The organism is Pseudomonas sp. FeS53a, assembly GCF_000931385.1.
In the GTDB taxonomy this organism is placed as follows: domain Bacteria; phylum Pseudomonadota; class Gammaproteobacteria; order Pseudomonadales; family Pseudomonadaceae; genus Metapseudomonas; species Metapseudomonas otitidis.
Genome location: NZ_JYFT01000002.1, coordinates 40508 through 58938 on the forward strand (window position 1 = coordinate 40508; position 18431 = coordinate 58938).

Annotated in this window: 14 protein-coding genes; 6 read left to right on the top strand and 8 right to left on the bottom strand. The window is 69.3% G+C overall.

Translation table 11 applies throughout. The annotated features are described in order from the left end of the window. Positions 1 to 2 precede the first annotated feature (2 nt). From SZ55_RS00090 to SZ55_RS00100, 3 genes are all read right to left on the bottom strand, one after another. Positions 3 to 3407 carry a non-ribosomal peptide synthetase gene (locus tag SZ55_RS00090; protein ID WP_044399388.1) on the bottom strand — a complete coding sequence of 1135 codons (3405 nt, stop codon included), beginning with the start codon at positions 3405 to 3407 and terminating at the stop codon, positions 3 to 5. Between the two features lie 473 nt (positions 3408 to 3880). Next, entirely contained in the window at positions 3881 to 4858 is a 978-nt protein-coding gene (locus tag SZ55_RS00095) for a TauD/TfdA family dioxygenase (RefSeq protein WP_044399392.1), read from the bottom strand. 18 nt (positions 4859 to 4876) lie between these two features. Beyond that, on the bottom strand, positions 4877 to 6286 hold the full coding sequence (locus tag SZ55_RS00100; protein WP_044399396.1) for an aspartate aminotransferase family protein: 1410 nt from the start codon (positions 6284 to 6286) through the stop codon (positions 4877 to 4879). 151 nt (positions 6287 to 6437) lie between these two features. Here SZ55_RS00100 and SZ55_RS00105 point away from each other — a divergent pair, with 151 nt between their 5' ends. Together SZ55_RS00105 and SZ55_RS00110 are read left to right on the top strand one after the other, a co-directional pair. Further along, on the top strand, positions 6438 to 6947 hold the full coding sequence (locus tag SZ55_RS00105; RefSeq protein ID WP_044399398.1) for a hypothetical protein: 510 nt from the start codon (positions 6438 to 6440) through the stop codon (positions 6945 to 6947). Between the two features lie 4 nt (positions 6948 to 6951). Further along, entirely contained in the window at positions 6952 to 7263 is a 312-nt protein-coding gene (locus tag SZ55_RS00110; RefSeq protein ID WP_044399400.1) for a cyclic-phosphate processing receiver domain-containing protein, read from the top strand. Here SZ55_RS00110 and SZ55_RS28770 read toward each other — a convergent pair. The 3 genes from SZ55_RS28770 to SZ55_RS00125 form a co-directional block, all read right to left on the bottom strand. After that, on the bottom strand, positions 7248 to 8918 hold the full coding sequence (locus tag SZ55_RS28770; RefSeq protein ID WP_044399401.1) for a methyl-accepting chemotaxis protein: 1671 nt from the start codon (positions 8916 to 8918) through the stop codon (positions 7248 to 7250). The two genes, SZ55_RS00110 and SZ55_RS28770, sit on opposite strands and share 16 nt — an antisense overlap. A gap of 272 nt (positions 8919 to 9190) precedes the next feature. Continuing rightward, the gene (locus SZ55_RS00120; RefSeq protein ID WP_044399403.1) at positions 9191 to 9622 is read right to left on the bottom strand and encodes a hypothetical protein; all 432 of its coding nucleotides are present in this window, start codon (positions 9620 to 9622) and stop codon (positions 9191 to 9193) included. A 31-nt stretch (positions 9623 to 9653) separates the two neighbouring features. Further along, positions 9654 to 10397 carry an AAA family ATPase gene (locus SZ55_RS00125; RefSeq protein ID WP_044399406.1) on the bottom strand — a complete coding sequence of 248 codons (744 nt, stop codon included), beginning with the start codon at positions 10395 to 10397 and terminating at the stop codon, positions 9654 to 9656. Positions 10398 to 10530: 133 nt separating this feature from the next. Here SZ55_RS00125 and SZ55_RS00130 point away from each other — a divergent pair, with 133 nt between their 5' ends. From SZ55_RS00130 to SZ55_RS00145, 4 genes are all read left to right on the top strand, one after another. Then, positions 10531 to 11412, top strand: coding sequence for a formate/nitrite transporter family protein (locus tag SZ55_RS00130; protein WP_044399408.1), 882 nt, complete (start codon positions 10531 to 10533; stop codon positions 11410 to 11412). 67 nt (positions 11413 to 11479) lie between these two features. Next, positions 11480 to 12001, top strand: coding sequence for an RNA polymerase sigma factor (locus SZ55_RS00135; protein WP_044399411.1), 522 nt, complete (start codon positions 11480 to 11482; stop codon positions 11999 to 12001). Next, complete coding sequence (locus tag SZ55_RS00140) at positions 11998 to 13023, top strand: FecR domain-containing protein (protein ID WP_082078080.1); 1026 nt, start codon at positions 11998 to 12000, stop codon at positions 13021 to 13023. The genes SZ55_RS00135 and SZ55_RS00140 overlap by 4 nt, the downstream gene beginning before the upstream one ends. 564 nt (positions 13024 to 13587) lie before the next feature. Then, a complete protein-coding gene (locus SZ55_RS00145) occupies positions 13588 to 16173 on the top strand; it encodes a TonB-dependent receptor (protein ID WP_044399420.1) in 2586 nt (861 codons plus the stop codon). A 71-nt stretch (positions 16174 to 16244) separates the two neighbouring features. Here SZ55_RS00145 and SZ55_RS00150 read toward each other — a convergent pair whose 3' ends face one another. Both SZ55_RS00150 and SZ55_RS00155 read right to left on the bottom strand, forming a co-directional pair. Next, on the bottom strand, positions 16245 to 17888 hold the full coding sequence (locus SZ55_RS00150; protein ID WP_044399424.1) for an EAL domain-containing protein: 1644 nt from the start codon (positions 17886 to 17888) through the stop codon (positions 16245 to 16247). Further along, on the bottom strand, positions 17888 to 18430 hold the full coding sequence (locus SZ55_RS00155) for a response regulator (protein WP_044399431.1): 543 nt from the start codon (positions 18428 to 18430) through the stop codon (positions 17888 to 17890). The genes SZ55_RS00150 and SZ55_RS00155 overlap by 1 nt, the downstream gene beginning before the upstream one ends. Between the last annotated feature and the right edge of the window lies 1 nt (position 18431).

Below are 18431 nucleotides of genomic sequence, written 5' to 3' on the forward strand. Positions count from 1 at the left end.
GCTCAAACCTCCTCCAGTGAATTCATGAACGCTTCCATGTCGGCCCAGTCCTCGTCGGCGGTGCCGCCCAGGGCCTCCAGCTCTTCGGCCAGGGCCGCCAGGTGCGGGCGTTCGAACAGGCAGCGCATGGGCAGCGCGACGCCCAGCTCGGACTTGATCCGGGCGATGACCTGGGCCGCCAGCAGCGAGTGCCCGCCCAGGTCGAAGAAGCTGTCGTCGAGGCCGACGCGGGGCACCTGCAGCACCTCMATCCAGATGCCGGCCAGGCGCTGTTCCAGCTCGCTGGCCGGCGCGCGGTAGGCGGCCTGCAGCTGGCTCGGGTCGGGCTCGGGCAGGGCCTTGCGATCGAGCTTGCCGCTGGGGGTCAGCGGCAGGCGCTCCAGCAGCACCAGGTGCGTGGGCACCATGTAGTCCGGCAGGGTCGCGCGCAGGGCCTCGCGGATGCGCTGGCGCTGCGCGTCGGGGCCGCTGCCGTCGGTCTCGGTGGCCAGGTAGCCGACCAGTTGCCGCCCGCCGGCCATGTCCAGGGCCAGCACGGCGGCCTCGCGCACGCCGGGGCATTGCTGCAGGCGCATCTCGATCTCGCCCAGCTCGATGCGGAAGCCGCGCACCTTCACCTGGTGGTCGACGCGGCCGACGTACTCGATGGTGCCGCTGGCGTTGAAGCGCGCGCGGTCGCCGGTGCGGTAGAGGCGCTCGCCGGGCACCTGCGGGTCGGGCAGGAAGCGCTGGGCGGTGAGCCCCGGCTGGCCGTGGTAGCCCCGCGCCAGGCCCGGGCCGCCGATGTACAGCTCGCCGATGGCGCCCGCCGGCACCGACTGCAACTCGCCGTCGAGGATGAACAGGCAGCGCCCGGCCAGGCCCTGGCCGATGGGGATGCCGCGCCAGGAGACATCGGCCGAGGCCAGCTCGCTGCAGTCATGGACGCTGGAAACCACCGTGGCCTCGGTGGGGCCGTAGGTGTTGAGCAGGCGCACGCCGGCCAGCCCGGCACGGCGCCAGAGGTCGAGGCCGTCCACGGCCATGGCTTCGCCACCGACGTGGATCTGGCGCAGCGCGCCGAAGGCCTGCGGGGCACCCTGGGCGTAGTCCTGCACCAGCATGTGCCAGTAGGCGGCGGGCAGGTCGGCCAGGGTGATGCCATGCGCCACCAGGGCCTGCTGGAAGGCTGCGCTGTCCCACAGGCGGCCGTCGCGCAGCACCACGCGGGCGCCGACGCACAGCGGCGGGTAGAACTGCTCGACGAAGCCGTCGAAGCTGCAGGTGGCGAACTGCAGCACGCGGTCGCCCGGCTGCAGGCGCGAGTAGTCGGCGGCCAGCACGCAGAACTCGGCCAGGGCGCCGTGGCTGATGGCCACGCCCTTGGGCCGGCCGGTGGAGCCGGAGGTGTAGATCACGTAGGCCAGGTTGCCAGGCGCCACCGCCACGTTCGGCGCGTGCTCCGGCTGGTCTTCGAGCCCGTTGCCGGCCTGGTCCAGGCACAGGCTGTGGATGCCCGAGACCTGGGGCAGCGTGTCGTGCAGTGCGGCCTGGGTCAGCAGCAGGCGCAGGCCGCTGTCGTCGAACACCTGGGCGATGCGCTCGCCGGGTGCCTGGGGGTCGAGGGGCACGTAGGCGCCGCCGGCCTTGAGCACCGCCAGCAATGCCACGCCCATGTCCAGGGAGCGCTCCAGGGCGACGCCCACCAGCACCTCGGGGCCGACGCCCAGTTGCACCAGGCGGTGGGCCAGGCGGTTGCTGCGGCGTTCCAGCTCGGCGTAGGTCAGCTGGGCGCCGGCGCTTTCGCCGGCCAGCACCAGGGCGATGGCCTCGGGGGTGCGCGCGGCCTGGGCCTGGAAGCGCAGGTGGGCCGGCTCCGGTGCCTGGGGAGCGGCGCCGCGCAGGGCCCAGGCCTGCAATTGGCGGGTTTCTTCGCTGTCCAGCACTTGCAGTTCGCCAAGACGGCGACTGGGGTCGGCGACCACGCTGTGCAGCAGGTTGCGCCAGTGACCGGCCATGCGCTCGACGGTGGTGCCGTCGAACAGGTCGGTGGCATAGGTGAAGGCGGCCAGCAGGCGCTCGCCCTCCTCCCGGGTCTCCAGCATCAGGTCGCTGGCGGCGGCATGGTGGCGGGCGCCGGCGACGCTCTGCTCGGCGTCCAGGTGCGCCAGTTGCAGGCCACAGCCCAGGCGCATGCCCTGGATGTCGGTGACCAGCGGCTGATGGTTGTACATGACCTGGAACAACGGGTTCTGGCTCTGGCTGCGATTGGGCTGCAGGGCCTCCGCCAGCGCGTCGAAGGGCAGCTCCTGGTGCGCCTGGGCACCCAGTGCAGTGAGGCGCAGGTCCTGCAGCAGCTGTGCGAACGGCAGGCGCCCATCCAGCTGGCTGCGCAGCACCTGGGTGTTGACGAAGAAGCCGATCAGGCCCTCGACCTCGCCCCGGTTGCGGTTGGCGATCAGCCCGCCGACCCGGATGTCGCCCTGGCCGCTGTAGCGGTACAGCAGGGTCTTGAAGGCCGCCAGCAGCACCACGAACAGGGTCACGCCCTGGCGCTGGGCCAGGGCCTTGAGGCCGGCGTGCAGCGCCGGTTCGAGGGCGAACTCGATGCGCGCACCGGCATGGCTGGGCTGTGCCGGGCGCGGGCGGTCGCTGGGCAGCTCCAGGGGCAGGTGCTCCTCGCCCAGCTGGCCGCGCCAGTAGTCGAGCTGGCGCTCGCGCTCGCCGGCTTCCAGCCAGCTGCGTTGCCACAGGGCGTAGTCGCGGTACTGCACGGGCAGTACCGGGAGCTGCGGTTCGGCACCGGCGCTGCGGGCGTCCAGGCAGCGCATGAACTCCTCGATGAGGATGTTCATCGACCAGCCGTCGGCAATGATGTGGTGCATGGTCAGCAGCAGCACGTGCTCGTCGGCGGCGAGGCGCAGCAGCACCACCCGCAGCAGCGGGCCCTGCTCCAGGTCGAAGGGCTGGCCGGCCTCCCGGGCGACCGCTTCGCGGGTGCATTGCAGGCGCTCGTCGGGCGCCAGGGCGGACAGGTCCAGGTGGCGTACCTGGGCGTCAGCACCGTCGCCGACCCGCTGGAAGGCCTGGCCGTCGGCCTCGTGGAAGGTGGTGCGCAGGCACTCGTGGCGTGCCACCAGGTCGGCGAAGGCGCGGTCCAGCGCGCTGCGCTCCAGCGGGCCCAGCAGGCGCACGGCGCCGGGCAGGTTGTAGGCGGCGCTGGTGGGTTCCAGCTGCCAGAGGAACCACATGCGCTGCTGGGCGTAGGACAGCAGGTCGCGGCTAGGGCTGCCGCTGCAATCGGGGATGGGGAAGCTGGCGAAGTCCATCTGCTCACCCTTGAGGGCTTCGAGGAACAGGTGGCGCTTTTCGGGGGGAAGGTCGATGAACCGACGGGCCAGGAGGCGGGATTGATCGAGGGTGGTCATGGGTCGTCCGATCGGGTGGAGGGAGCCCTGGGCTCCGCGATACCAGATGAACGAACGATTTGGCTTTGCATTTAGCCGTTGAAGAAGCCCACTTATGAAACCCGGCCATCGGCATTGCAGCCCTCGACAAGCACTAGGCCAAGCCGATTAGCGAGCACTGCCTGAGCATTCTGTTTCGCCTTGCCGGGCGAGTTTCTTTTGGCAATCGCCCCAAAAGAAACCAAAAGGTCTGGCCCCTACATGCGGGTTTGGCTTCGCCAAACTGCCCTCGCTACATCATTGCGCCGGGGGTACGCCGCGACAGGCCATCCATGGCCTGACGCGTCTCTCGCGGCATCCATGCCGCTCAACCCCCTCTGCAACGATTACGCTCAGCCTTCTGAAGGGGCCCTTGTCCCTGCCCAACCCTTCCATCCCGGAAATACCCCGGAATGCGCACCAGATTGCTCTCACCCTTCTCTTGGGTGAGCCGATCAATCGGCTCCATGACCCTCGGCCATGGCGACGATGACCTTGCGTGCGCCGGTGAAGCGGCTGCGGGCGTGGGCGGCGAGCATGTTGTCGAGCATCATCACGTCGCCTTCCTGCCAGGGGAAGGCGATGGTGCAGTCGTCGAGCACGCCGCGCACTTCGTCGAGGATGGCGTCCTCGATGGGCGAGCCGTCGCCGTAGTAGACGTTACGCGGCAGGTCCTCTTCCTCGACGATCTCCAGCAGGCTCTCGCGCACCTCCGGGGGGAGGTTGGAGACGTGGAACAGGTGCGCCTGGTTGAACCAGACGTCCTCCCGGGTGCGTGGGTGGCGGGCGACGGCCTGGCACACCTGGCGGGTGCGCAGTTCGCCGTCCTCCTTCCATTCGCAGGCGATGCGGTGGCGCTGGCAGTAGGCTTCCACCACCGCCGGGTCGTCGCTGTTGAACACCTGCTCCCAGGGCACGTCGAGGCCGTTGCCGAAGTTGCGCACGTACATCAGCCCATGGCGGGTGAAGCGTTCGTGGATGCGTGGGTCGATGCGGCGGAACACCTCGCGACTGTCGGCGATGGGCGTTTCACCGCCGGTCTCGGCGGCGACCATGCTGTAGAACCAGATCTTCATCGGCCATTCGCGGGTGTAGGCCTGTTCGTTGTGCAGCGGGATCTTCTGGTGCGGAGGGTACTCGGTGGAGGTGTACACGCCCTGGGTGACGTTGGTGCGCGGGGTGGAGCCGAACTCGTAGTTCAGCAGCGGGTGGCCGAAGCCGGCGGCGAAGCGGCGGAAGGCTTCCGCGCCGCCCACGTCGAACCCACGGAAGAGGATGCCGCCGACGCTGAGCAGGTGGCGGTCCACCAGCTCGCGGATCGGCTCCAGCGCCTCGTTCAGGTCCAGCCCCGGCTCCGGGGCCTGGACCAGCAACGGCAGGTTGCCCACGCCCGGCAGCAGGGGCCGGGCGAGGAGTTCCAGCAAGGTGCTCATGACGATCTCCCGGCGGCCTCAGGCCGCTTCCTGCAACGCAGCGGCCAGGGCACGGGCGAAGCGGCGGGCGACTTCGTCCACCTGGTCGGCGGTGATGATCAGCGGCGGCAGGAAGCGCACCACGCTGCCGTGGCGGCCACCCAGTTCGAGGATCAGCCCGCGCTTCAGGCACTGGGCCTGCAAGCGCGAGGCCAGGGCGCTGTAGGTGGGCGGGTGGCCGAGGGCGTCCGGCGTGCCGGAGGGGTCCACCAGTTCGACGCCGAGCATCAGCCCGCGCCCACGGATGTCGCCCAGCTGCGGGTAGTCGCGCTGCAGTTCGCGCAGGTGACCGGCCAGGCGCTCGCCCATGGCGGCGGCATGGGTGGGGATGTCGTGGTCCTTGAGGTAGCGCATCACCGCCGAGCCGGCGGCCATGGCCATCTGGTTGCCACGGAAGGTGCCGGCGTGGGCGCCCGGGCCCCAGGCGTCGAGCCATTCGCGGTAGACCATCACCGCCAGCGGCAGGCTGCCGCCGATGGCCTTGGACAGCACCACCACGTCGGGCACGATGCCGGCGTGCTCGAAGGCGAACATCCTGCCGGTGCGGCCGAAGCCGCTCTGGATCTCGTCGACGATCAGTGCCACGCCGGCCTTCTCGGTGATGCGGCGCAGGCCGCGCAGCCACTCGATGTCCGCCGGCACCACGCCGCCCTCCCCCTGTACCGCTTCGACGATCACCGCCGCCGGCAGCATCACGCCGGCCTCGGGGTCGCTGAGCAGGTTTTCCAGGTAATGCAGGTTGGCGCGCACGCCGGCCTGGCCACCCAGGCCGAAGGGGCAGCGGTAGTCATAGGGATAGGGAGCGAACTGCACGCCATTGCCGAGCACGGCGCCCAGGGCCTTCTTCGGCCCCAGGTTGCCCATCAGCCCCAGGGCGCCCTGGCTCATGCCGTGGTAGCCGCCCTGGAACGAGAGGATGGTGCTGCGCCCAGTGGCGGTGCGCACCAGCTTCAGCGCCGCCTCCACCGCGTCGGTGCCGGTGGGGCCGCAGAACTGGATCTTCGCCTCGCGGGCCAGGCCCTCGGGCAGCAGGCCGAAGAGGTCCTGGACGAACTGGTCCTTCACCGGGGTGGTGAGGTCGAGGGTGTGCAGCGGCAGCTCGTCGGCCAGCACCTGGCGGATGGCCTCGATCACCACCGGGTGGTTGTGCCCGAGGGCCAGGGTGCCGGCACCGGCAAGGCAGTCGATGAAGGTGCGGCCCTCGACGTCCTCGACATACAGCCCACGCGCGCGCTTGAGCGCCAGGGGGATGCGCCGGGGGTAGCTGCGGGCATTGGATTCCTGCCGTGCCTGGCGGGCCAGCAGCGGTGAGGTTTCGAACTGGTAGAGCGTCTCGTCTTCGGCAACGGCGTGCGGTTGGCTGGTGGTGAGGCTGGTGGCGACGTGCATCCTTCGACCCTCGATGAAAGTGGCATCTGGCTCCGGGCCGGTGCGTGTGGCGCATACCGGCCGTGTGCACAGAAGACGTTGCAGGGTGATGGGGATTTAGCGGCGGACGAACCGCTACACTGCGCGCCTCGAAACGAGGTGGGACGACACGATGCAAACCCTGGAGCAGGCACGCGCCAGCCTGGAAACGGTTCGCACACTGCTGGGGCGGAAGCTGGTCCGGGTCCGCAATGCCCGCTACCTGTTCAACGGTGCTCCCGAGCCGGAAGCCGTCGGCGAGGTGGAGTTCACCTGCGAAGGCGGCAAGGCAGTGACGCTGTCACTGGCCTCCGACGGCGAGAGTGTCATGGCGGCGAGCCGCGCACTCCAGGTGCTCGAGGAGTTCGACATCAGCGACGACGCCCGTTGCGACTGGAGGGCCGAGGACCTGCTCGCCACGCTGGACGCCAGGCATCTCATCGGCCGGCAGGTGATCGGAGTCGAGGGGTTGCGCGTCGTTTACCAGCAGCATGAGGCGTGCCTGCTGGAGGGTTTCAGAATCACCCTGGAAGGGGGTGATTACCTGGTGTTCTTCAACTGCGGCGATGAGGAGGCGGTACGCCTGAACCAGCCGCCACCGCCCCTGAGCGAAGCCAGCGAGCAATGGGTAACGGAGCTCTGATGCAATGAAGGTCTATCTGGACGACGAACGCGCGACGCCCGAGGGCTGGGTCCGTGCCTGGTGGCCGGATGAGGTGATCGCGCTGCTGGAGACCGGCCAGGTCAGCGAACTGAGCCTGGACCACGACCTGGGCGATGACCAGCGTGGCACCGGCTATGACGTGATCCTGTGGATCGAGGAAGCGGTGGCGCTGCGGGGGTTCGTGCCGCCGCACATCCATGTGCATTCGGCCAATTCCGCCGCCGTGGCGCGAATGCGCGCCGGGGTGCGGGCCATCGAGGCGCTGGCGGCGCGCAACGCTCAGTCGGCGCGGTAGCGTCCTACCAGGCGCTGCAGGCCGCCGGCCATCTCGGCCAGGCGCTGGGTGATGCCGTTGGCGGTGTGGCTGCTCTCGGCGGTGTGCTGGGCGATGGTGACGATCTGGTGCACGTTGTGGTTGATCGACTCGCAGACCCGGGTCTGCTCGGCGGCGGCGTCGGCGATCTGGGCGTTCATGCCGTTGATGATGCCGGCGGCCTCGCTGATGGCCTCCAGGGCCTGACCGACCCGGGCCACTTCGGCGACGCTGCGGGCGCAACCCTGGCGGATCTGCTCGATGACGGCGATGGCCTCGCGGGCGCCACCCTGGAGGCGCTCGATCATCCCCTGGATTTCCGCCGTGCTGCTCTGGGTGCGGCCGGCCAGGGTGCGCACTTCGTCCGCCACCACGGCGAACCCACGCCCCTGCTCGCCGGCACGGGCCGCTTCGATGGCGGCGTTGAGTGCCAGCAGGTTGATCTGCTCGGCCACGCCACGGATCACATCCAGCACCCCGCCGATGTTCTCGGACTCGCTGCCGAGCTGGCGGATGGTGGCGACGCCTTCCGCCACCTGGCCTTCCAGCCCGCGGATCTCCGCCGTGGCGCCGCCCACCAGGCTGCGTGCCTCGTCCACCCGGTGCTCGGCATCACGGGCGGCCTGGGCGGCGCTGGAGGCACTGCCGGCGATCTGCTGGGCCGCGCCGGACATTTCCTCGGTGGCGGTGGCCAGCTGGTCGCTCTCGCGGTGCTGGGTGTCGATGCCCTGGCCGATGCCGGCCATGAAGGCTTCCAGCTCTTCGCTGGCGCGGCCCAGGGTGTCGGAGGACTCGCGGGTCTGCCGCACCAGATGGCGCACCTGCTCGGCAAAGCGGTTGAAGGAGGTGGCCAGGGCGCCGAGTTCGTGGCCGCTGGATTCGTCCAGCCGGCGGGTCAGGTCGCCCTCGCCCCGGGCGATGTCCTCCATGGTGGAGACGGCCTGGCCCAGTGGTGCATGGATGCTGCGCACCAGCAGCATCACCAGCCCCACCACCAGCCCGAGCAGCAGCACCACGGAAAAGCCGCCGCGCATCAGGCTCTCGCGCAGGGCTCCGGCGAACTCCTCGTCGAGGGCGGCGACCAGGGCGTCGAGGTCGTCGATGTAGAAGCCGGTGCCCAGCACCCAGTCGGTGCCGGGCACGGGGACGACGTGGGCGAGCTTGGGGGATGGGGCGTCCTGGCCCGGTTTGGTCCAGCCGTATTCCAGGTAGTCGCCGCCGCGCTTGGCAGCCTCGATGTACTCCTGCACCAGGGCGCGTCCGTCCGGGGTGCTGGAACTCCAGTAGTCGTTGCCTTCCCGCGAGGGGTTGTCGCCGCTGACCACCTGCACGCCGTGGGTGTCGTAGACGAAGAAGTAGCCGCTGTCGCCGTCGAAGCGCAGGGCGCGCAGCAGGTCCTTGGCCCGTTCCGGCTCGCCCCGCGCGAGGGCCGGTTCGACGGCGGACAGGGCCAGCTCCATGTAGTTGGCCAACTGGTCGCGGCGTGCATCCAGCAGCGACTGGCGCAGGGTGTCGCGCCCCAGGTCGCGCAGGTCGCGGGCCTGGTCGAAGCCGGTCCAGGCGCCGGCCAGCGCGAGCAACAGCAATGGCAGCATGGCCAGCGCGAGGATCTTCTGCTTGATGGACAATCCCTTCATTTCCCACCCCTCCGGTCAGTGAACTGGCTCCGGGTTCTAGCACAGGGCCCAGCCCTGTTCAGGAGGCGACGCGAAGGGGTGGGAACCGAAGCGAGGGCAGCCGGCGGATGCCGGGCCGTCTGCGGCGCAGACCCTGCCGAGTCTGTAGGAAAAGCGGCGCCAGGCGGGTCGAACGACCTGACGCTGCGGGGCGGTATTTCCCGCTGAAGGCTGGGTGGGCACACCGCCATCACGCGCTGCGGGCTGTCAGCCTGGCGCGCCTGGAGGCGGCCTCAGAGCGCCGGCCAGGCCTGCAGCAATCCCGCCAGGTGCAGGCCACCCAGGGCCAGGCAGATGAGCGAACTCCACAGCCAGAACGCCGGGCCGCGGCCGAGCCCGACAGGGATCAGCGCCAGCCCGCCGACCCCGCGCAGCAGGTAGACGGCGGCGATCCCGCCCAGGGCCAGGCGGCTCAGGGGCAGCGGCCGGCCGAACCCGGCACAGAACGCGTACAGCGCAAACAGGCCGAGCACCAGGGTGATGCCCAGGGTCACCCGCGTCGGGAACGGGCTGCCGGCCTCGGCCAGGCGCGCCATGCGCTCACCGGCGCCGAAGAAGCGGTACCAGGGCGCGCCATAGCGGATGCAGCCGAGGTGCAGCAGCGCAGCGAGCGCACTCAGTGCGCCACCGGCCAGCAGGAAGGGGTTGGGGAACAGGTCGTCCATGGTCGGGTCCGTCCGTAGGTGGTGGGCAGGTTCAATCCAGCAGGGTGCGCAGCGTGCGTGCGGGGTTGGCGAGAAAACCCCGGGTCACCCGCACGTGTTCGGTGTCGTCGTAGTCCACCCGCTCGAAGCCCTGGGGCCCGCACTGATAGATCCAGGCGCCCGGGTAGGCCATGAGGATCGGCGAGTGGGTGGCGATGACGAACTGCGAGTCGTCCTTCACCAGGTCGTGGATGCGCGCCAGCATCGCCAGCTGGCGCTGGGGCGAGAGCGCGGCCTCGGGTTCGTCCAGCAGGTAGACACCCTTGCCGCCGAAGCGATTCATCATCAGTGCGAAGAAGGATTCGCCGTGGGACTGCTCATGCAGCGAGAGCCCGCCGTAGGAGTCGATCACCGGCGGCGCCGGGGCGGGCTCGGCGTCCATCCGCTCGATCTCGGTAGCGACGTTGAAGAAGCTCTCCGCCCGCAGGAAGAACCCATCGCGGGCGCGGCGCACGCCTTTGCCGACCCGCAGGGCCTGGTGCAGTTCGGAGTGGGAGGCCCAGGTGCCGAAGTTGAAGTTGCGGGTGCCACCCTCGGGGTTGAAGCCCAGGGTCACGGCCAGCGCCTCCATGAGGGTGGACTTGCCCGAACCGTTCTCCCCCACCAGGAAGGTCACGGTGGGACTGAACTCCAGGCGCCCCAGGTGCCTGACCGCCGGGAGCGAATAGGGGTAGTCGCTGCGGCCCTCGGCCTTGTCGGCCTTCAGGCGCATGTCGATCAGGTAGCGCGTGTCCATCGCGGGCCTCCGAAAACAGGCCGCCATCCTAGCCAGCGGCGGGCCCTTCCACCAGCCGCCGAGCGGCACGAAACGCAGCCGAACCAAACGCCACTTGCGAGGATCAACCCTGCATCACCTGCAGGAGCCCGCCATGAGCGAAGACGGCAAGACACCGGGGCTGTCCCCCCGCGAACGCCAGGACGTGAACGAGAACCAGCCGCCCCGGGCGGCGGTGCTCCACGAGATCATCCGCACCCAGGGCGACCAGGAACTGGAGCGCAAGGCCGCCGCGCTGTGGTGGTCGGCCCTGGCGGCGGGCCTGACCATGGGCCTGTCGCTGATGGCGATGGGTTTGCTGCATGCGCGCCTGCCGGACAGCCCCTCCAGCCAGGTGATCGCCAGCCTGGGCTACTCGGCGGGCTTCCTGGCGGTGATCCTCGCGCGCCAGCAGCTGTTCACCGAGAACACCCTGACCGCCGTGCTGCCGGTGATGAGCCAGCCGACCCTGCACAACCTCGGCCGCCTGCTGCGCCTGTGGGGCGTGGTGCTGGCGGGCAACCTGGCCGGCACCCTGCTGGTGGCCTGGGTGATGCTGCACCTGCCGATCTTCGACGGCGCCACGGACCGTGCCTTCCTCGACATAGGCCGCAAGGTGATGGAGAACGACAACGGCCAGATGTTCGCCAAGGGCATCGTCTCCGGCTGGATGATCGCCACCCTGGTGTGGATGATCCCCTCCCAGGAAAGCGCCAAGCCGCTGCTGATCATCCTCGTCACCTACCTGATGGCACTGGGAGACTTCACCCACATCGTGGTCGGCTCGGCGGAGGTGTCCTACCTGGTGTTCGCCGGGCACCTCGATTGGGCGGCCTTCTGGCTCGACTTCGCCGGCCCCACCCTGGCGGGCAACATCGTCGGCGGCAGCCTGATCTTCGCCCTGATCAGCCACGCCCAGGTGCGCAGCGACACGCGCCGCCTGCACGATGCGCGCACGGCCGAGGCGGAGGCGCCAAGGCAGCGCAAGCGGGACTGAGCGGGCCGCTACCCAACACAAATAAAAGCAATTATCATTTGCGATTTTCTGGTGGCCGGATGTCGCAGTGACCCCTTCCAACCTCGATGCCGTATTCCTCGCCCAGCGCATGCCGCTGTTGCGCACCCTGGCCCGCATGGTGAAGAGCCCCAGCGTGGCCGAGGACCTGGTGCAGGAAACCTACCTGCGGGTGGCGCGGACCCTCCACGAGCGGCCCATCGACCACCTGGAGCCGTTCCTCTTCCAGACCGGGCGCAACCTGGCCCTGGATCACCTGCGGCGCGTGCGCATGCAGTCACGGACGCTGCTGGAGGACGTGCCCGAGGCGGTGATCGAGGCCGTGGCGGCCCCCACCTCCTCCACCGAGGACGGTTTGCACGCCGAGCGTCTGCTGGAGCGCCTGGGCGACACCCTCGGCCAGTTGACGCCCCGCCAGCAGCGGATCTTCGTGCTCAGCCGCCTGCATGGCCTGAGCTACGGCGAGATCGCCGAGCAGCTCGGCGTCTCGCCCAGCACGGTGCAGAAGGAACTGAAACTGATCATGACCCTCTGCCTCACCCTGATGAGCCGGCTGGACCCGCCCGCATGACGGGGTTTCGCTCCTGCCCGGGTTCGACAAGAATAGGCGCCCACCGCCCCGAGGACGCGCCCGTGCCCGACGAACACCGCCCTGCTTCCGATGCCCACCCACCGGTGGACCCGGCCTGCCTGGGCGAGGCGCTGGACTGGCTGATCCTGCTGGAGGAAGCCGATGACGCGTGCCGCCAGCGCTTCGAGTGCTGGCGTACGCAATCCCCCGAGCACGCCCGCGCCTTCGAGGCCGCGCGGCGGATGTGGAATGCACCACTGCTCGGTGAAGCCGCTGCCCGTCTGGAACCCACCCTCGCCCGTCCCCGCTCCGACCGCCGGCTGCGTCCGCTGTGGGGTTTGGCAGCCGCGGTGCTGCTGGCGGTGGGCGTGGGTTTTCACAACGAGCTGGTCTTGCGCGTGCAGGCCGACCACCTGACCGCCACCGGCCAGCGCCAGACCGTGGAGCTGGCCGACGGCTCGCGGGTGCTGCTCAACACCCGTACGGCCTTCGCCGCCGACATCGACCCGACCCAGCGCAGCGCCCGCCTGCTGCAGGGCGAGGCCTATTTCAACGTGGCCCCGGACCCCAGCCGCCCCTTCGAGGTGGAGGCCGGCCCCGTGAGCCTGTCGGTGCGCGACACCACGTTCGCCGTGCGCTACCTGGGGGACGAAGCCGAGGTCAGCGTGGAACGCGGCGAGCTGGACCTGCGTTCCCGCCGCAGCGATGCGCGCATGAGCCTCGCCGCTGGCGACAGCGTGCGCATCGGCCCGGATGGTTTCAGTGATCGGCGCCGCCTGGCCGCCGAGGACCTGGCCTGGGTGCGTGGTCGCCTGGTGTTCCAGGACTGCCCGCTGCGCGAGGTGCTGGCGGAGCTGCGGCGCTACTACCCCGGCTGGATCATCAACACCGATGAGCGCCTGGGTGAGCGCGCGGTGACCGGAAACTACCGCCTCGACGACCCCATCGCCGTGGTCCGCGCCCTGGCGGACATCACCGCCGCACGCCTGCACGAGTACCCCGCGCTGGTGGTCATCGACTGATCCCGGTGCCCTGCCGCCCTCCTCCACGCAGCTCCATTCCATAGGCTTCCGACCGCCTCGGATGCGGGCCCCTGCGCGCTTGCTGGCGGCACGGGCTGGGCGTCTTGCTCGCGGATTCCCGGGCTGAAGCCCGGGCTACGTCGGTGGTTGCGTGGGAAGGTCCATGTCCATTTGCCGTAGCGACGCGAGGTCGATAGGGCTTCGGATTTCTCATCACGGCAAAGGTGATCCTTGCCAGGACGTAGGGGGGACCGCGCTTCATCGGTCCACCCTGCGGGGTCACGGCAAACCGCATCGATGCCCCGTACGTGGCGGCCATGCAGGGAATGTCCCAACCCGCCTGGCGGCACCCGGTGGGAGCGGATTGATCTGCGATGCGCCAGCGGCGCGGCTGCCGTTTCCGGGAAGTCGCTCAGGTCCGTTCCAGGCGCGTGGCGGCTCTGCGGCAAAGCCGGCTGAAAGTTTTTTTACGCGATTGCGGCGGTACGTTCGTCTGGTCAGATGCCAATGCAACTGATTCGCATTAGATGCGCATCACCAGACGGACCGAAGAGAGCCGAACCCATGACCACGCGTTCCACCTCCCCCGCCCTGCGTCGCCTCGCCCACCCTGCCAGCCTGTCGCTGCTGGCCCTGTCCATCGCTCTGGGCAGCGCACCCGCCAGCGCCCAAGGCGCTGCGCCCCAGGCAACCGGCCAACTGGCCAGCCAGGGCGGCTACAGCTTCACCATCGCCCGCCAGCCCCTGGTGGATGCGCTCAATGCCTTCAGCGCCACCAGTGGCTGGCAGGTGGGGCTCTCGGCGGACCTGGCCAGCGGCCTCCAGTCCCCGGGCGTCAACGGCCGGCTGCCGGCCGAACAGGCCCTGAAGCGCCTGCTCAACGGCACCGGGCTGGACTACAAGCTGGTGGGCGAACGCAGCGTGGTGCTGCTCAAGACCGTGACCCCAGGCCTGGCCATGGAACTGCAACCCCTGGCCGTGACCGCTACCCGCCAGGAGCAGCGTGCCAGCGAGGTGCCGGCCAGCGTCAGCGTGGCCAGCCGCGAGCAGCTGGACCGCCGCAACGTCAACAGCATCAAGGACCTGGTGCGTGGCGAGCCCGGTGTCTCGGTAGGTGGCGCCGGCCAGCGTGCCGGCATCACCGGCTACAACATCCGTGGCATCGACGGTGACCGGGTGCTGACCCAGGTGGACAGTGTCGAGGTGCCCAACAGCTTCTTCTACGGCCCCTACGCCCAGACCCACCGCAACTACGTGGACCCGGAGATCGTCAAGCGCGTGGAGATCCTCCGGGGCCCGGCCTCGGCCCTGTATGGCAGCAACGCCATCGGCGGTGCGGTGAGCTACTTCACCCTGGACGCCGACGACATCATCAAGCCCGGCCGCGACACCGGCGCCCGCCTGAAGACCGGCTACAGCTCCGCCGACGACAGTTGGCTCACCTCCGGCACCGTCGCCGGCCGTCACGAACAGTTCGACGCCCTGCTGCACCTCTCCCAGCGCAATGGCCACGAGACCGAGTCATACGGCGGTCATGGCGGCACCGGCCTGGGCCGCACCGAAGCCAACCCGGAAGATGTGCGCACCACCAACCTGCTGGCCAAGCTGGGCTGGAACTACAACGACACCGACCGCCTGCAGCTGACCTACGAGAAATACAAGGACGACCGCGACACCAACCAGCTCAGCGCCGTGGGTGGGCCGTTCATCGGCAACAACGCCTTCAACTGGTACCGCTCCCGGACAGGTAACGACACCATCACCCGCGAGCGCTTCGGCCTGGAGCACACCCTGGCCCTGGACAGCCTGCTGGCGGACAACCTGAAGTGGAGCCTCAACTACCAACTGGCCAAGACCGACCAGAGCACTGTCGAACACTACGTTCCTGGCTCACGCAATGTGATGCGCTACCGCGAGACCACCTACAAGGACCGCCTCTGGGTGCTCGATGCACAGTTCGACAAGGCCTTCTCCCTGGGCGAGACCGAGCACCTGCTGACCTACGGCGCCAGCCTCAAGCGCGAGCAGGTCACCGGCCTGCGCAGCGGCACCGGCGTCTGCGCCGCCTCGGTGGGCACCTGCACCAACCGCGTTGGCCAGATCAGTGCCGGTGATGTACTGGCTGCGCAGAGCGACTTCCCGGACCCGACCATCCAGACCTACGGCCTGTTCCTGCAGGACCAGATCCGCTGGAACCAGTGGACCTTCCTGCCGGGCCTGCGCTACGACTACACCCGCCTGAAGCCCGAGCTGACCGACGAGTTCCTCGCCACCATCAGCAACGCCAGCGTCACTGCCTTCAGCGACAAGGCCCAGACCTGGGACCGCGTCTCGCCCAAGTTCGGCGTCACCTATGAGTTCGACGAGCACTACACCGCATTCGGCCAGTACGCCGAGGGCTTCCGTACGCCCAGCGCCAAGGCGCTCTACGGCCGCTTCGAGAACATCGCCGGCGGCTACGTGGTCGAGCCCAACCCCAACCTGGAGCCGGAGAAGAGCCGTGGCGTGGAAGCGGGCCTGCGCGGCCAGTTCGATGCCGGCAGCTTCGACGTGGCGGCCTTCTACAACGAGTACCGCGACTTCATCGACGAGAACGCCAGCGTCGCCACCAGCGGTGCCACCTTCAAGAGCGTGAACATCGCCCACGCCAGCATCCGTGGCATCGAGGCCAAGGGCCGGCTGAACCTGGACGCCTTCGGTGCCCCGACCGGCCTCTACAGCCAGGCCTCCATCGCCTACGCCCGGGGCCGCGACGACGACACCGGCGCGGCGCTGAACAGCGTCAACCCGCTGACCGGCGTGTTCGGCCTGGGCTACGAGCAGGACACCTACGGCACCCTGCTGAGCTGGACCCTGGTCAAACGCAAGACCCGTATCGACCAGGGTGACTTCAACGCCCCGGATGGCCGCAGCAGCCAGTTCAAGACCCCAGGCTTCGGCGTGCTCGACCTGACCGGCTACTACAAGCTGACCGACGACCTGACGGTGAACGCGGGCCTCTACAACCTCACCGACAAGAAGTACTGGCTGTGGGATGACGTGCGGGGCTACGACGGTGTGGGCGAGGCCGGCGTGACCAGCCCGGCCAACCTCGATCGGCTGACCCAGCCGGGGCGCAATTTCGCGGTCAATCTGGTGTGGGATATCTGAGCAACCGCTCGACACGACAAAGGGGCCCAAGGGCCCCTTTTTTTCAGCGCGGCATCCATGCCGCTCGTCCTTTACTGCAACGCCAACTCCACGGCCTGAACCAGGTGGGCGTCGTTCCAGGGTTTGCTGATGAAGCGACAGACCGCGCTCTGGCTGATGGCCTGCATCAGCGTCTGGGCGTCGTTGTGGCCGGTGAGAAGGATGCGCCGGCACGCCGGGTAGAGCTGGCGTGCGCGGCTGAGCAGCTCCACCCCGGTGATGCCCGGCATGCTGTGGTCGGAAATGATCACCTGCACCGGCTGGCTGGCCAGCAGGGCGAAGGCTTCCTCGGCGTTGCCGGCGCACAGCACGTTCCAGCCACGACCCCGCAATACGCGGCGCAGGGCGCCGTGCACGGCCGGTTCGTCGTCCACCAGCAGCAGCGTGGGGGCGTCGGGGTGGTCGGCGCAGGCCGGTTGCGGGAACCAGCGCCGTGCCTGGCCGCGCCAGGGTACGACGGCGTCCAGGGGCATCGGCCGGGCGGCGAAGTAGCCCTGCCACTGGTTGCAGCGCAGGCTCTGCAGCAGGCGCATCTGGGTTTCCTGCTCCACGCCTTCGCAGAGCACTTCCACGGACAGGTGCTGGAGCATGGCCATCAGTGCACGGAACAGGGCCAGGCCGTGGGCGTCCTTGCCGGTGCCACTGAGGAAGCACCGGTCCACCTTGACCCGATCCACCGGCAGGGTCTGGAGGTAGCCGAGGTTGCAGAAGCCGGTGCCGAAGTCGTCCAGGGCCAGGCGTACGCCGAGGCGACGCAGGCCGGCCAGTTGCTCGCGCACCAGGGCTTCGTCGTCCAGCAGGCAGGACTCGGTGATCTCCAGCTCCAGCCGCGAGGCCTCCAGGCCGTGGCGCTGCAGGGTGCGCTGGACGAAACCCACCAGTTGGCGGTCCCGCAGCTGGGAGGGCGACAGGTTCACTGCGAGGGTGGCGTGCTTCTCCGCCAGCAGCGCGCGGGCATCGGCGATGGCGCGCCCCAGCACCCATTGCCCGAGCCCCACCATCAGCCCCAGCCGCTCCGCCACCGGGATGAACTTGTCCGGCCCCAGCAGGCCGCGGGTGGGGTGCTGCCAGCGCACCAGGGCTTCGTAGCCGCAGACTTCGCCGGTCTGGCAATCGATCTGTGGCTGATAGTGCAGCACCAGCTGCTCTTCCCGCAGGGCGGCGCGCAGTTGGCCGCAGAGTTCGGCCTCGCGTCGGGCAGCCACCAGGCGGGCTTCGTCGAGGTAGCGGTAGCGCCCGCCGCCTTCGCGGCGTGCTTCGCGCTGGGCCAGCTCGGTGCGGCTGTAGAGGCTGGCGAAGGTGCGGTCGCGTACCCAGGCCACCGCCAGGCCGACGCTGGCACGCAGGTGGAACACCTGCCCGGCCAGTTCCAGCGGTGCTTCCACCAGGGCGCAGAGGGAGGCGCCGAGGCGGTCGGGGGTGTCGCGGCCATCCGGCACGCCCAGCAGGAAGCTGTCCGGGCCGTTGCGCCACAGCCATTCGCCATCGCGCAGGGCCTCTCGCAGGCGGTCCTCGAGGTGCAGCATCACCAGGTCGCCGGTTTCCAGGCCGTGGTGGGCATTGAGGATGTGGAAGTCGTCGAGGTCGATCAATGCCAGCAAGGCACCCGGGGCGCAGGGTCCCTGGGCGGCAATCCTGTCCGCCAGGGAGGCGGAAGCAGGCGTTTGGATGTCCATCAGCGAGGCTCCGGTTCGCTCTCGTCCTCGAGCAGGATGGCGCCGTCCTCGCTCCGGGCGACGGCGAAGATCTCGGGGTGTTCCTGGCGCATCTTCCGCAGGTGCGCCTCGTGGGCGTCGATGGCGTGTTGCTGTTGCCTGACCCGTTCGAGCAGCGCCTTGCGCTCGACCTGGCTGTGCTGCAGTTCGAGGCAGGTGTGCAGGGTGCTGCGCAGCTCGTAGGCGTCCCAGGGCTTGGAGATGAAGCGGTAGACCTCGGCCCGGTTGATGGCGCGCACCAGCGTTTCGCGGTCGCTATCGCCGCTGAGCAGCAGGCGCAGGGCGTCGGGCTGCAGCTGCTTGGCGAACTGAAGGAAGGCGATGCCGTCCAGCTCGGGCATGCGCAGGTCGGAGAGGATCAGCTCGTAGGTGTTCTGCGACAACGCCTCCAGGGCTACCTGGGGGTCGGTGAAGGCGTCGAGTTGCCAGCCCTCTCCGCGCAGTTCGCGGCAGATGGCATTGACCACGGCGGGCTCGTCATCCAGCAGCAGCAATCTGGACATG